This window comes from Sphingobacterium sp. LRF_L2 (assembly GCF_965644235.1).
Classification (GTDB): domain Bacteria; phylum Bacteroidota; class Bacteroidia; order Sphingobacteriales; family Sphingobacteriaceae; genus Sphingobacterium.
The window spans coordinates 159,134-172,911 of sequence record NZ_CBFFRI010000008.1 but is presented as its reverse complement, the minus strand read 5'-3'; the positions used below and the strand labels follow the sequence as shown (position 1 = coordinate 172,911).

The following is a 13,778-nucleotide window of genomic DNA, read 5'->3' as shown; positions in this document are numbered from 1 at the left end:
TCTAACATGAATATTTCATATTTGCTTTTTTATTTGCTATTTATTATAACCAGGTCTCTTACTCCTTGTTGATTTTTAGATAGTTGAATTATATTGTCGCCGTTTTACTTTGCGATAAGAACAATTTACCTCAATAAATCTCCTGGAAATAGTTTACCTAAACAATGCGAAGTTATTAACATTTCCACATTTTTATAACTATTATACCTATTTTTCTGTCGATTTAACAGGCAACAGCGATTACTTAACATAAATAGTACCAATTTTTAAACTTGGCATCGCTCTTGCAATTATAGGGTAAATAATTTATTAACGAAGAAACAATCTAAAAATCTGACATTTTGTCGGATGAACATATAATATATGAACAAAAACGACACTTTCGATATCAACCAAGTACTTTCTGTCATAAATGAAGACACGGAATTTTTTCCGTTGTTAAGTTCTCAAGATGAGGAAGAAATGAGCAAGGCGGATATCCCCGAAATACTTCCGATTCTTCCACTGAGAAACACTGTTTTATTTCCTGGCGTTGTTATTCCTATTACGGTAGGGAGAGACAAATCTATTAAGCTGGTAAAAGAAGCGTATAAAGGCGATCGTACGATAGGTGTGGTATCACAAAAAGATATGAATATCGAGGAACCAACAGCAGATCAACTGCACAAAGTTGGTACAGTGGCCAATATTATCAAGATTTTACAGATGCCTGATGGCAATACGACGGTTATTATTCAGGGAAAACAACGTTTCAAGATTACCGAAATGTTGACTACAGATCCTTATTTAAAAGCCAAAGTGGAGCGCGTCCCCGAAGATAAGCCCAAAATTTCAAATCGTGAATTCAAGGCTTTAATTTCTTCGATCAAAGAGTTGGCATTACAGATCATTCAACTGTCTCCAAATTTGCCAAGCGAGGCGGGACTAGCTATTAAGAACATTGAGAGCCCAACCTTTTTGGTTAATTTTATTTCGTCCAATATGTCTTTGGAAACGGAACAAAAGCAAAATTTATTAGAGATCAAGGATTTTGTAAAGAGGGCGAAGAATTTGTTGGAGCATCTGACAACGGAAATTCAACTTTTGGAGCTAAAAAATCAAATCCAGAATAAGGTCCGTATAGATTTAGATAAGCAGCAACGTGACTATTTTTTAAATCAACAACTGAAGACCATTCAGGAGGAACTTGGTGGAAATACGCCTGATTTGGAGTTGCAGGAGCTGGAAAAGCGCGCGAAAACGAAGAAATGGTCGCAAGATGTGTACAAACATTTTAGCAAAGAGCTCGAAAAATTGGCGCGTATTAATCCGGCGGCGGCAGATTATTCCGTGCAGATTAATTATCTTGAACTTCTTTTGGATTTACCTTGGGGCGAGTTTACCAAGGATAACTTTGACCTCAATCGTGCGGTCAAGGTGTTGGATAAGGATCATTATGGTTTGGAAAAGGTGAAGCAACGTATTGTTGAATATTTGGCTGTACTCAAGCTTAAAAATGATATGAAGGCACCTATTCTGTGTTTGGTAGGCCCTCCGGGAGTTGGTAAGACATCGTTGGGTAAATCGATAGCAAAAGCTTTGGGTAGGAAATATACCCGCATGGCGCTCGGTGGTGTACGTGATGAAGCCGAAATTCGCGGTCATAGAAAGACTTATATAGGTGCTATGCCAGGACGGATTATTCAGTCGTTAAAGAAAGCCGGGGCATCGAATCCAGTGTTTGTTCTTGATGAGATCGATAAGTTAGGGGCTGATTTTAAAGGTGATCCATCCTCTGCACTGTTGGAAGTACTAGATCCAGAACAAAATACGAATTTCTACGATCACTATGTAGAAATGGAGTATGATCTGTCAAAAGTAATGTTTATTGCAACTGCGAATTCACTAAGTGGCATTCAGCCAGCCTTATTGGATAGGATGGAGATCATTGAAGTGAATGGTTATACGATTGAAGAGAAAATAGAGATTGCGAAGAAACATCTTTTGCCAAAACAACTCGAAGTACATGGGTTAACGAAGAAAGATGCGACGCTGCATAATAAAACTATAGAAAAGATCATTGAAGAGTATACGCGGGAATCCGGCGTTCGGGGCTTAGAGAAGAAAATAGGTTCTATTGTTCGAGGGGTGGCTACGCGTATCGTTATGGAGAAAGCGTATTCTCCGAAGATTGATTCTCCTATGGTGGAAGAGATACTTGGTGCACCGATTTTTGAGAAAGACTTGTATGAAGATAATGAGGTCGCCGGTGTTGTAACTGGTCTCGCTTGGACATCCGTTGGTGGTGATATTCTTTTTATCGAATCCAGTTTGAGTCCTGGTAAAGGAAAGCTCAGTTTGACGGGGAATCTCGGAGACGTGATGAAAGAGTCTGCTGCTATTGCAATGGCTTATCTCCGTTCACATGCTAGTGATTTTGGAATCGATTATAAGTATTTTGACCGCTGGGATGTGAATGTGCACGTGCCTGCAGGTGCGACTCCCAAAGACGGACCTTCCGCTGGGATCACAATGCTTACCGCATTAACATCGTTGTTTACGCAACGTAAGGTGAAAGAAAAGCTGGCGATGACAGGGGAGATCACTTTGCGCGGACGTGTATTGCCAGTAGGGGGAATAAAAGAGAAAATTTTGGCGGCAAAGCGCGCAAATATTAAGGAGATTATCTTATGTAAAGCCAATGAAAAAGATATCTTGGAAATTAAAGAAGATTACATCAAGGATCTGAAGTTTCACTATGTGACGAAGATGTCGGAAGTAATTGATTTGGCCTTATTGAAACAACAGGTAAAAGAGCCAAAAGATTTAAATTTTACAATCGTATAGCAGGTGGGGATTTTTCCCCACCTTTTTTAATGATTAATTTCTTGAAAGTTAATTTCAAATCACTTACCTTTGCCCGCCAACAACATATATGGATTCCCAAAATCCATACAGAACAAAAGAAATGATCGAGTTAATTAAAAGAAGCATAGCTTCTCCGGTTCTCATATACATAATACGATGCTTAATAGGCTTCTCTATTGGTTATGTGCTCTACAATAATTTTGCGCACTTCGAGTTATTTTGGGCCATGTTATCCATCATGTTGGTCATTTCGCCAGAAGAGAACGACTCTAAACGCCTTTCTATTGAACGATTCAAGTCTAACTTTATTGGATCTACTGTGGCTTTGGTCTGTATTATTATCAAAGGAAATTCGCTCTACATGATCGTTATCGGCATTGTGTTGACCATCCTTACTTGCCGTTTCTTCCGTATCATGAATATGGCAAGAGTTGCCATTGTTGCGCTGCTCATTATTATGGTACAACCTCACCAAGAGGAATTATCTTATACACCCATACTCCGTTTTGCTTCTGTCGGGATTGGGTGCCTGATTGGTCTATCTATTGTAATCAGTTCGTCTTATGTTATCCGTGTGCTTCGAAAGAGATACGGTATACTGCAGGAGTAATCGTCCTACAGTATCTAAACGCTAGTATTAGATTGGATCTCCTTGTCGAAGGTTTCCTTCGTGTAATATTTGTGTCTTAAAAAACTTAATTTCACGTTTTTTTTCTTGTCAAATTCCTGTTGCAATACCGTTGCGTGCAATTAATGATTAGATTTGTTTATCGCGCGGGTATTTCTTTATTTCCCCGCAAATCGTTTCCGGTCATCATTTTCACCTTTTATGATACTGGATATCAATAGATGTTAAGAATTAAATTTCGCAAAGACGCATATATGGAAGAAAATTTAAGCGATACAGTGAAATCTACCAACAAGACAAAGAGGACTGCTCCTTCCTGTTGCTGTACGCATGATCAGGAGCACAAAGAAGAAGAAAATCATGCGGGACATAGCCATGACGATGTTGCCACTGGGTATCGTCTTTTTCTACCGGCCCTTATCTCCTTGGTACTTCTTGGAGTTGCATTGCTTTTCGATTATGGATGGAAGCAGGCTTGGTTTAGTGGGGAGGTAAGATGGATTTGGTATGGGCTAGCTTATATTCCTGTTGGATTTCCTGTATTGCGAGATGCTTTTCTTAGTGCTAGGGCGGGAGACCTGTTTTCCGAGTTTTTCTTAATGGGAATAGCTACCATTGGTGCATTTGCTATAGGAGAATACCCCGAAGCTGTCGCGGTGATGCTTTTTTATGCCGTAGGAGAAATTTTTCAATCGTTGGCAGTATCAAAAGCAAAAGGAAGTATTAAAGCATTGTTGGATCAGCGTCCAGACGAAGTTACGGTATTGGTGGACCATGTTCCTCAGTTGATTCGCGCAGAGAAAGCTCGCATAGGGGATGTTTTGCAACTAAAGCCTGGAGAAAAGCTGGGGTTAGATGGTGAACTCCTATCGGCTTCGGCTTCTTTCAATACGTCAGCTTTGACAGGAGAGAGTAGACCTGATACAAAAAAACAAGGGGATATGGTGTTAGCGGGCATGATCAATTTGCACACTCTCGCTGAGGTTAAGGTGACTGCTGCTTATCAGGATAGTAAACTCAGTAAAATTTTAAAGCTCGTTCAGGATGCTACGTCGAAAAAGGCTCCTACGGAATTATTTATCCGCAAGTTTGCTCGTATATACACACCTATAGTTGCCTTGTTGGCTGTCGGAATCTGTCTGTTACCCTATTTTATTGTACAGGATTATCAATTTACGGATTGGCTTTATAGAGCACTTGTTTTTCTGGTTATCTCTTGTCCTTGTGCATTGGTCATTTCCATTCCTTTAGGGTATTTTGGTGGAATTGGAGCCGCTAGTCGACATGGTATTTTAGTGAAAGGAAGCAATTTCTTAGATACGCTAGCCAAGACGACACATGTGGTGATGGATAAAACGGGTACATTAACGGAAGGCGTTTTTCAAGTACAGGATGTTGTTTTTAATGCCGGATTCGACAAGGAAGAAATACTGTGTTTGGTGCAGGCATTGGAAGCGAAGAGTACCCATCCTGTTGCGACAGCCATTCGACAATATGTTGGTGAAGAAAAACAACGAGTTGTTTTCGAAGAGGTAGAGGAACTTGCAGGATTGGGGATGCGTGCAACTGTTTCTGATAACCGGTCGTTGTTGGTGGGCAATTTTAAGTTGATGGATAAATTTGGCATCACTTACGACATCGATTTGTCTACTATAGTGTATACAACGATTGCTGTGGCATTCGACGGTAAATTTGTAGGCTACTTAACTATTGCTGATCGGTTGAAAGAAGATGCAAAGTTTGCCATTGAGCGTCTTCATAAACTGGGCGTAGAAACAACGATATTGAGTGGCGACAAAGAAAATGTCGTACATGATATTGCAGCGAAGTTAAACGTTAAGCGATCCTTTGGTGATCTCTTGCCGGCGGATAAGCTAGCGAAAGTAGAAGCGTTAAAGAAGGAGAAAGAAACGGTAGTTTTTGTCGGGGATGGTGTCAATGATGCACCCGTTATTGCTGGTAGTGATGTGGGCATGGCAATGGGGGGATTGGGAAGTGATGCCGCAATAGAGACTGCTGATGTGGTTATTCAAGATGATCGACCTGCACGGATTGGCATGGCTATTCAAATTGGACGCCAAACCAAGGTGATTGTTTGGCAAAATATCCTAATGGCATTTGTAGTGAAAGGATTGGTCTTATTTTTAGGAGCATGGGGAGTGGCTACGATGTGGGAAGCAGTGTTTGCGGATGTCGGTGTTGCCCTTATGGCAATTTTAAATGCCATAAGGATACAACGGACAAAATTTTAAAAAGAATAGCAGGGTGTGTACCGCACTATTTTAGTAGTCCTGCACGTATTAATAAGGCATCGACTTGAGGTTCTTTTCCACGGAACGCTAAATATAAATCCATAGGATGGGAGGTTCCGCCTTTGGATAAAATATGTTCTTGAAATTTTTTTGCCACTGTCTTGTCAAAAATCCCTTTTTCTTTGAAATAAGCGAAAGCGTCTGCGTCAAGAACTTCAGCCCATTTGTAACTGTAGTATCCCGAAGAATATCCACCATTGAAAATATGGGAGAACGAAGGGCTCATTGCATTTTCTGCGACATCGGGATACAATTGTGTCGAAGCGAATGCGGTGTTTTCAAAAGTTTTTATACTCGTTACAGCCGATGGATCTTGGCCGTGCCAACTCATATCTAGTAAGCCAAAGCTAAGTTGTCTGAGTGTGGCCATACCTTCCAAAAAGGATGCGGAGGCTTTGATTCGATCGACAAGTTCCATCGGAATAAGTTCTTCGGTTTGGTAATGTTTCGCAAATAGGGCTAATGCTTCTTCTTCGTAGCACCAATTTTCCATAATTTGACTTGGAAGTTCAACGAAATCCCAAAACACGGATGTCCCTGATAGATTTGGGTAGGTTGTATTTGCGAGCATGCCGTGGAGTGCATGTCCAAATTCATGAAACAGCGTAGTCACCTCGTTGAATGTCAATAACGATGGTTTACTGCTTGTTGGCTTCGTGAAATTACATACAATAGAAACATGTGGACGTTCATTTGTTCCATCTTTGCGGTATTGTGATTTAAAGGAAGTCATCCAAGCACCATTTCGCTTCCCTTTTCTAGGAAAGAAATCCGCATAAAAAATTGCAATTAGTTCCCCATCCGTGTTTTCTACTTTAAAAGTTTGGACATCAGGATGGTATTTTTCAATGGTATCTTCAGCGATGAATTGCAGTCCAAATAGTTTTTCCGCTACACGAAATGCTCCATTTAGAACGCGATCCAATTCGAAATAAGGTTTAAGCTGCTCGTCATCTAAACTAAACCTTTCCTGTTTTAGTTTTTCGCCATAATAGGCTCCATCCCATTTTTCTAAATGTTCGATACCATCTCGTTTTTTAGCAAAATCGCGTAGTTCCTGAAATTCATCTTCGGCAGCAGGTTTTGCTTTTGACAATAAATCGTTTAGAAAATGTGTGACATTTTCTGGCTGTTTTGCCATACGCTCTTCGAGAACAAAATGCGCATGTGTTTCGTACCCTAAAAGTTGTGCGCGTTCAAATCGAAGTTTTACAATGGCGAGGACATGGGCTGAATTGTTGTATTCATTATCTTGAAACGCTTTACGGCCCGCTGCCAACGTAATTTCCTTTCTAAGTTCGCGATTGTCTGCATAGGTTACAAAGGGAATATAGCTTGGATAATCTAAGGTAAAAATCCATCCAGGCTGCTCGAGTGATTCCGCTAATCCACGTGCGGCTTCGATAGCTCCCTCTGGTAGACCGGCTAGATCCTCCTCGTGTTTGATATGTAGTTGGTAGGCATTTGTTTCTGCCAAAACGTTTTCTCCGAATTTCAATTTGATGACGGCCAGTTCGGCATCTATTTTACGCAACCTCTCCTTACTTTGATCCTCGAGGAGGGCACCATTCCGTACAAATCCTTTGTATGTTTTGTCTAGGAGCCTCTGCTGCTCTTCACTGAGTTTTAGCTGAGATTTTTGCTCATAGACCGCTTTCACCCGTGCAAATAGTGTGAGGTTAAGATTGATGTCATTCGCTAATTCGGAGAGTTGCGGTGCAACTTTTTGCGCTATCTTATCTAATTCCTCATTTGTTTCGGCAGAATGTAGGTTAAAAAAGATAGAAGATATACGGTCTAATGTCATGCCCGAGAAGGCTAATGCCGCAATTGTATTCTCGAAATCCGGTACTGTATCGGCTTCGGCGATGTCTTTAATTTCCTGCTTGCTGTGCTGAATAGCTTCTTCAAAAGCCGGGAGATAATCTTCATTTTTTATTTGTGAAAACGGAGCTGTATCATGCAGCGTTTTGAATTTTTCGGTCAATATACTCATAGGGATAAAAATACATTTTTTTCGCTAGGGAAAGAAGCATTTATAGGATCCTAGCGTGGTTCTTGCAGTTTGTTGACGAACATAAAAGGCGAGCTGTGTTTCTCTATTTTATTTTTGCAGCAAGTCGTTTGCGAATCGTGCTGACAAACTCGGGGGAAACACCTAAGTAAGAGGCTATGTAATATTGTGGAACACGTTGCGAGATGTTTGGATAGAGATGGATAAACTCAAGATATCGATCGGCAGCGGGTTTGGAAATCGTATGGATCAGTCGATCTTGCAATGCGGAAAGTCTGCGTTGAACCAACATGCGGAATACCCGCTCGAACTTTGGAATAGTATCGAGAAGTTTTTCTTTGGTTTGCGGGCTAAGTATAAATAGTTCGCAATCCTCCAACGTTTCCATATAAAGGCTAGAAGGGACTTGATAGTTGAAAGAAGCGATATCGCTGACCCACCAGTCTTCAACAGCAAAGGCTAACGTAACTTCAAATCCGTTTTCGTCTAAATAATAGATGCGTACACAGCCTTTTTGTATGTATCCCTCAAACTGACAGATTTCACCTTCTCGTAAAAGCATAGTTTTTTTTGGGACACTTCTTGTTGTGAGTAAGTCGGTGAATTGTGGAATTTCTTCCGCAGTTAAGCGAATACATTTTGATACGTTGGCCAAGATATCTTCAAACATAGCAAGCAATTTTTTAAGTGATTAATTCTGGAAACAAACTGAAAATTTCATTTTTCAGTAGTCCGCTTCCTCCGCCATAGTGTAATATAACCTGAGGACCGTTTTGTAGCGATGAAGCATAGATTTTAATGTCCTTTTCAAATGCCTCCGTCAAACCAGAACTCAGCAGTATTACGTCAATTTTGTGCTTACGAATATACGTATATGCTTCTTCTGCGTCAAATAGTACCTGTGCCGACCATTCAACTTGCTGTTCAAGAAGTCTTTTTAATGTGTTTACGATCTCCGTATGTGTACCGATAACTAAAAATTGTAATGCGCGCATTGTTGTTTTCTATTTAAGATATTTATTGTGTATGGAAAGTATTAAATTCATTTTTTGTTTTGATAAGCTAAGTCGAAGTATCTAACTCCTTCCTAAGGTCAGTTCAATTATATACAAAGAATGGACAATAGGTTAAAGATGTATAAATAAAGAGGTACGTTCCTTATTTTCCAAATTTTTCGTTCGATGTCCCTTGCCCTCGGTATCTTCGACAAGAAGGATGCTTCCTGTTGGAAATTGTCGGATTTCGCCCAAAGAATTTTCAATTTCTACCCCACCGTCCAATAAGATGATATATTGTTGTTGGGGGGCACAATGAAAATCAAAGTTGTAACTAGCAGCGACTTTGCGTAATTGAAGTATATTAACAGGTAGAGGTGCCGATAGAAAGCCTATTTCACCCTGATCAATCAAAGGGATGTGTAAATCTTCGAAGTGGCTATCTCCATGCCTGTCATTAAAAATGCGGGTAATGGTCATTTTAGTTGAAAATTAAATCGTTAGCAAGTTTGATTTCTTCAGGATGAATTCCATGTCCAAAATTTTCAAATACACGTTCCGTGACTTGTGCATTCATTTGTTGTAGGATAGTTGCGGTGTCTTGTACGCGGCTTAAGGGAACGTGAAAATCAGGATTGCTTGTTCCTAGAAAGATCGGGGTTTTTCCAAAATCACCTTGATAATTTGATGTATCTATAGTTTCACCGATAAGTCCACCGATGATGGCTACTGCTCCGCCATATCGTTGGGCGTTTCTTGCTAAGAATTCTAGAGTAAGGCATGCCCCTTGTGAAAAGCCGAAGAAATAGATGTTTTCATGTTTCACACCAGCTTGTATAGCTGTGTCCACGGTCGCAAGGACCGTCGCTAAGGCTGTGCTTAGCGATGGTTCATTTTGTTCGACAGCGGCTAGAAAAGAATAGGGATACCACGTATTATGAATAGCTTGTGGTGCCAATAACGTATAGTCAGCTACTTGGAGATGGGGAGCTAAGCTTAAGATATCTTGTGCATTACCGCCTCTTCCGTGCAGCATAATTAATACTTTGGTTGTCGCACTCAGCGGTAGGCCTGCATGCTGTATGTTGAATGTCGGTGTCATTTATTTTAGTTGTATGGTTAAAAAAGAGTGGTTTCTGTTGTTGTTTTTACGATAGTGTAGGCAACGACTTTTCAATGTCAGAACGTATACCTTCGTATTGTTTTGGTAATTTCAAGTTGCTACCAAGTTCTGCTAATGCTTCATCACGTGTAAACCCGGGATTATCGGTCGCAATCTCAAATAAGACTCCTCCTGGCTCACGGAAGTACAACGAAAAGAAGTAATCTCTATCTATTTTAGGCGTGATCTGAAGTCCTGCTGACAATACTTTTTCCCGATAAGCCATCAGTGTTTCTTCATCTTTTACGCGAAATGCAATATGATGGTTGGTACCAGCTGCATTATGTCCTCTTTTTGCGCTAGGATCTTCTATAATATCAATCAGATTCGCGGTCTCAATGGCTTTTGTAGCAAATCTTGAACGATTTCCAGCTTGATCTTGGAAGTCATAGCCTAAAATGTCCGTTAAGACTTTAGCGGTTTGTTCCGCTTGCTGCAAGGTCAATGTGACGTTATGAAAACCTCTTAATGCTGTATTCGATTGAATTTCATTTGTCAACCATGGTTTTCTGTTATCTTCTTGATTAGATTCTATGAATTGAAGTTGTAGCCCATCCGGATCCGTAAATGAGATTAGTTGTTCCCCAAAAATTTCTCCTTCTTCAACAGCTATTTGTTGCGCTTCAAGCCTGTTTTTCCAAAACGTTAAGCTTCCTTTGGGAACAGAATAGCCTATATGTGTTGCCATACCTGTACCGTTCCGTCCTGTTCCAATACCTTCCCAAGGGAAAAAGGTAAGTATGGTGCCAGGGGTGCCAATCTCATCACCGAAATAAAAATGATACGTTCCCGGATCATCAAAATTTACGGTTTTCTTCACCAAACGCACACCGAGCGTATGGGTGTAAAAATCTAAGTTTCTCTTTGCCAGGTTTGCTATTGCTGTAATGTGGTGTAACCCTAATATTTTATTTTCCATGATCTTTATTTTTATGCTAAGGTACAGGTTCGATAATACGACGTCATTTAACTAGTTTAAGAAAGCGTAAAAAAAGAAGATTGTTTTGAATCCGGGAATACATTATTCCAATGACTTTACGTATTTCTGTACATTGGCAAAAAAATTGTTAGGTCTAAAACAGAAAACGGAAGATGCATATAAATCAATGGTGTCATGAATTTACTTTGCATTAATGCTGTCGATCCTATTTTTGAATAAGGGTCGTTTTAATACAACACATTTAAATTTGAAGAACATGAGTAATCCACTATTAGAACCGATCCATGGTGTATCGTTGTACGATTATGCTGCCATATCCGCAAAAATTGCATCTGGTGCAAGTGAAAAAGAAGTTTGTCAACTGTTGGGAATTGAGCCTGCTATTTACGAAGAAGCTTCGGCACGCTGGATAGGGAGAATGCAGGAAGATAATTCCTTCGAAATAACAACTTTGTTTGGACAGTATTTTGGTGAAGCTGATCAACATCCTAAACTAGGAAATATTCAAACTGAGGTAAGTGAGGAGGGGAAAGCTAATCTCGATAAGCTTAAAAATGATCGCTATTTTTATGAGGAATTGAATGGTGCTAGACAGGCTGCCTATGCATATGGATACGATGGAGCACAATGGATATTTGAAAAATTTGGAATTAACTTGGGCGATTTTCAGTCTGTTGCGATCAAATGGAGCGATGTACAGCAGAAGGAGTTTGAACGAGGTGAATATGCAACAACGAAGCATTTTTTAGATTATCAACAAAAGAAACAGGAACAATATGCGGATAGATTTGCCACAGAGCAAGCGGATAATGTAGCTGACGATATTGAATTTTAGGGGTTTAGAATATTGGCTTTATGTTTTACGAAATGCTTTTCAACAGCTATCCGTCTAGGCTAGTCCACTCGCGATTTCCTATCCGAAGAGAGCCGGAATAAGGGCAGATTCTGAAAATTTTGTGATGAAAGTAGTTGCGTTTGTGATAAACTGATTCTAGTTTGTGATGAACGTGGTTGCATTTGTGATAAACTGATTCTAGTTTGTGATGAAAGTAGTTGCGTTTGTGATAAACTGATTCTAGTTTGTGATAAACTGATTCTAGTTTGTGATAAACTGATTCTAGTTTGTGATGAACGTAGTTGCGTTTGTGATAAACTGATTCTAGTTTGTGATGAAAGTAGTTGTGTTTGTGATAAACTGATTCTAGTTTGTGATGAACGTAGTTGCGTTTGTGATAAACTGATTCTAGTTTGTGATGAACGTAGTTGTGTTTGTGATAAACTGATTCTAGCTTGTGATGAACGTAGTTGTGTTTGTGATAAACTGATTCTAGTTTGTGATGAAAGTAGTTGTGTTTGTGATAAACTGATTCTAGTTTGTGATGAAAGTAGTTGTGTTTGTGATAAACTGATCCTAGTTTGTGATGAAAGTAGTTGCGTTTGTGATAAACTGATTCTAGTTTGTGATGAAAGTAGTTACGTTTGTGATAAATTGATTGTAGCTTGTGACAAAAACTTGGCAGTGTCCCATAAAGTTTTTCATGGTAAGAAAGAGTCAGATCAGGTCAATGCCTAGTTCCGGGTGAGATTCCGTTCAATAAGTAAAATAAAGAAAAGTCCGGAGGCGGGGAACCTCAGGACTTTCATTAACCTAAACCGTATCTGATATTATTTTCGAATAATATGAATCTGTTAGTAGAACCCCGAACTAACAAAAAGGTTTGCCTGCTATGAAATTTTTTTACTATTTATTTTTTTTAAAAATGCGTAAGTAGGATATAAATAATAAATACGCGGATTTTCTGTACCGATATTTGGAGAAATATGATGTGTAAATTTGTTGGTAATTAAGATTTTAGTTCACTAGGAGGTAAGCCAAAATATTTCTTAAAAGCTATGCTGAAATTATTTTGATGAGAAAACCCGACGCTGTTGGAGACTTCACTGATTGGCATGTGCTCTTTTAGGAGCAAATGGCGTGCTTTCTCCATACGTAATCTCGTAATATAATCGTAGACTGTGATACCAAAATATTCTTTAAATCCTCTTCTCAACTTGAATTCATTGAGACCTACTGCGCGAGATAGATCTTTTTGTGTAGGCGGAGAAACATAGCGATTTTTTAATAGTTCGCGTGCTTCCTCTAACTTAAAGATATCGTTGCCTTTTATCAATTCTTGTTCCTGGCCGTTACCACCCAATTGTTCCAATTGATACATTAGAAGTTCTAATATTCGGGCTTCGGTATGCATTCGCTTCAATTCGCCTTGTTGTCTGCAATTGATCATATCATCGATAACGCGACGCATTTCTAGCGTAACAAAGAAATCTTCTGAAGCGAATGATGTATAGTTTCCGTGCTCTATTTCCCGTACGAAGTCCTCGTGTAAAATGGAATGTCGATCGATTAAATTAAAATAATAGTCTTTACTTAAAACAATAAGGAAATACATATAGTCTATTCCTTCCTTTACCTCATGCTCGCTACTATTGGTCGGAATGTAATGAATATTATGTCTGCTTCTTCCATATAAGGCATTGGACTTTCCCTTTAACTGTTCTGTAGATTTTTTGTAAAATATAAATTGACTACTTACTGTTTCACCGCCAACTTCGGTGTAAATAGTGGTCGGTTTCTCAAACCGCATGGATGAGTGCATCAAGAAAAGCCCGCCGGAGGTCAATTGATTGTTCTCTAAAAAGATAGGCGTGTCGTTAATACTAATTTTTCTCTCTGCTAAATGATAGTTAGGTACATAAGCATCTGGCAGGTTTTCTTCAAAAAGCCAGTCCTTAAGTCCTTCTATCCTTGATTTGATCAACATGTGCGTCAGTCTCTTTTACAAATATAAACTTTTAGTACTTAATTTAAAATCATTCTAA

The 13,778-nt window shown here is 39.4% G+C and carries 11 protein-coding genes; 4 read left to right on the top strand and 7 right to left on the bottom strand.

All coding sequences use genetic code 11. The features are described from left to right. Positions 1–363: 363 nt before the first annotated feature. The 3 genes from lon to ACSZOX_RS16850 all read left to right on the top strand — a co-directional run bounded on the left by lon (position 364) and on the right by ACSZOX_RS16850 (position 5,727). Positions 364–2,826, top strand: a complete 2,463-nt coding sequence (gene lon, locus ACSZOX_RS16860; RefSeq protein WP_437921317.1) for an endopeptidase La — start codon at positions 364–366, stop codon at positions 2,824–2,826. A 121-nt stretch (positions 2,827–2,947) separates the two neighbouring features. Beyond that, entirely contained in the window at positions 2,948–3,457 is a 510-nt protein-coding gene (locus ACSZOX_RS16855; RefSeq protein ID WP_437921316.1) for an FUSC family protein, read from the top strand. Positions 3,458–3,729: 272 nt separating this feature from the next. After that, a complete protein-coding gene (locus ACSZOX_RS16850) occupies positions 3,730–5,727 on the top strand; it encodes a heavy metal translocating P-type ATPase (protein ID WP_437921315.1) in 1,998 nt (665 codons plus the stop codon). A gap of 25 nt (positions 5,728–5,752) precedes the next feature. Here the strand turns inward: ACSZOX_RS16850 and ACSZOX_RS16845 are convergent, their stop codons facing one another. From ACSZOX_RS16845 to ACSZOX_RS16820, 6 genes are all read right to left on the bottom strand, one after another. After that, on the bottom strand, positions 5,753–7,783 hold the full coding sequence (locus ACSZOX_RS16845) for a M3 family metallopeptidase (RefSeq protein WP_437921314.1): 2,031 nt from the start codon (positions 7,781–7,783) through the stop codon (positions 5,753–5,755). 103 nt (positions 7,784–7,886) lie between these two features. Then, on the bottom strand, positions 7,887–8,471 hold the full coding sequence (locus ACSZOX_RS16840) for a Crp/Fnr family transcriptional regulator (RefSeq protein WP_437921313.1): 585 nt from the start codon (positions 8,469–8,471) through the stop codon (positions 7,887–7,889). Between the two features lie 13 nt (positions 8,472–8,484). Further along, on the bottom strand, positions 8,485–8,796 hold the full coding sequence (locus ACSZOX_RS16835; RefSeq protein ID WP_437921312.1) for a hypothetical protein: 312 nt from the start codon (positions 8,794–8,796) through the stop codon (positions 8,485–8,487). Positions 8,797–8,928: 132 nt separating this feature from the next. Then, positions 8,929–9,276 (bottom strand): hypothetical protein, encoded by a 348-nt coding sequence (locus ACSZOX_RS16830; protein WP_437921311.1) that lies wholly within the window; start codon positions 9,274–9,276, stop codon positions 8,929–8,931. A gap of 1 nt (position 9,277) precedes the next feature. Next, on the bottom strand, positions 9,278–9,898 hold the full coding sequence (locus ACSZOX_RS16825; RefSeq protein ID WP_437921309.1) for an alpha/beta hydrolase: 621 nt from the start codon (positions 9,896–9,898) through the stop codon (positions 9,278–9,280). 46 nt (positions 9,899–9,944) lie between these two features. Continuing rightward, positions 9,945–10,877: a ring-cleaving dioxygenase gene (locus ACSZOX_RS16820; RefSeq protein ID WP_437921308.1), complete on the bottom strand. Its 933-nt coding sequence runs from the start codon at positions 10,875–10,877 to the stop codon at positions 9,945–9,947. Between the two features lie 277 nt (positions 10,878–11,154). On the opposite strand from ACSZOX_RS16820, the gene ACSZOX_RS16815 reads away from it, so the two are divergent. Next, the gene (locus tag ACSZOX_RS16815; protein WP_437921307.1) at positions 11,155–11,733 is read left to right on the top strand and encodes a DUF6620 family protein; all 579 of its coding nucleotides are present in this window, start codon (positions 11,155–11,157) and stop codon (positions 11,731–11,733) included. A 1,009-nt stretch (positions 11,734–12,742) separates the two neighbouring features. Here ACSZOX_RS16815 and ACSZOX_RS16810 read toward each other — a convergent pair. Further along, positions 12,743–13,720, bottom strand: coding sequence for a helix-turn-helix transcriptional regulator (locus ACSZOX_RS16810; protein WP_437921306.1), 978 nt, complete (start codon positions 13,718–13,720; stop codon positions 12,743–12,745). Positions 13,721–13,778: the final 58 nt, after the last annotated feature.

Coding starts and splice junctions, on each gene's coding strand:
- ACSZOX_RS16815 (WP_437921307.1), top strand. CDS start 11,155: ATGAGTAATCCACTATTAGAACCGATCCATGGTGTATCGTTGTACGAT.
- ACSZOX_RS16845 (WP_437921314.1), bottom strand. CDS start 7,783: ATGAGTATATTGACCGAAAAATTCAAAACGCTGCATGATACAGCTCCG.
- ACSZOX_RS16830 (WP_437921311.1), bottom strand. CDS start 9,276: ATGACCATTACCCGCATTTTTAATGACAGGCATGGAGATAGCCACTTC.
- ACSZOX_RS16810 (WP_437921306.1), bottom strand. CDS start 13,720: ATGTTGATCAAATCAAGGATAGAAGGACTTAAGGACTGGCTTTTTGAA.
- ACSZOX_RS16855 (WP_437921316.1), top strand. CDS start 2,948: ATGATCGAGTTAATTAAAAGAAGCATAGCTTCTCCGGTTCTCATATAC.
- ACSZOX_RS16850 (WP_437921315.1), top strand. CDS start 3,730: ATGGAAGAAAATTTAAGCGATACAGTGAAATCTACCAACAAGACAAAG.
- lon (WP_437921317.1), top strand. CDS start 364: ATGAACAAAAACGACACTTTCGATATCAACCAAGTACTTTCTGTCATA.
- ACSZOX_RS16840 (WP_437921313.1), bottom strand. CDS start 8,471: ATGTTTGAAGATATCTTGGCCAACGTATCAAAATGTATTCGCTTAACT.
- ACSZOX_RS16835 (WP_437921312.1), bottom strand. CDS start 8,796: ATGCGCGCATTACAATTTTTAGTTATCGGTACACATACGGAGATCGTA.
- ACSZOX_RS16820 (WP_437921308.1), bottom strand. CDS start 10,877: ATGGAAAATAAAATATTAGGGTTACACCACATTACAGCAATAGCAAAC.
- ACSZOX_RS16825 (WP_437921309.1), bottom strand. CDS start 9,898: ATGACACCGACATTCAACATACAGCATGCAGGCCTACCGCTGAGTGCG.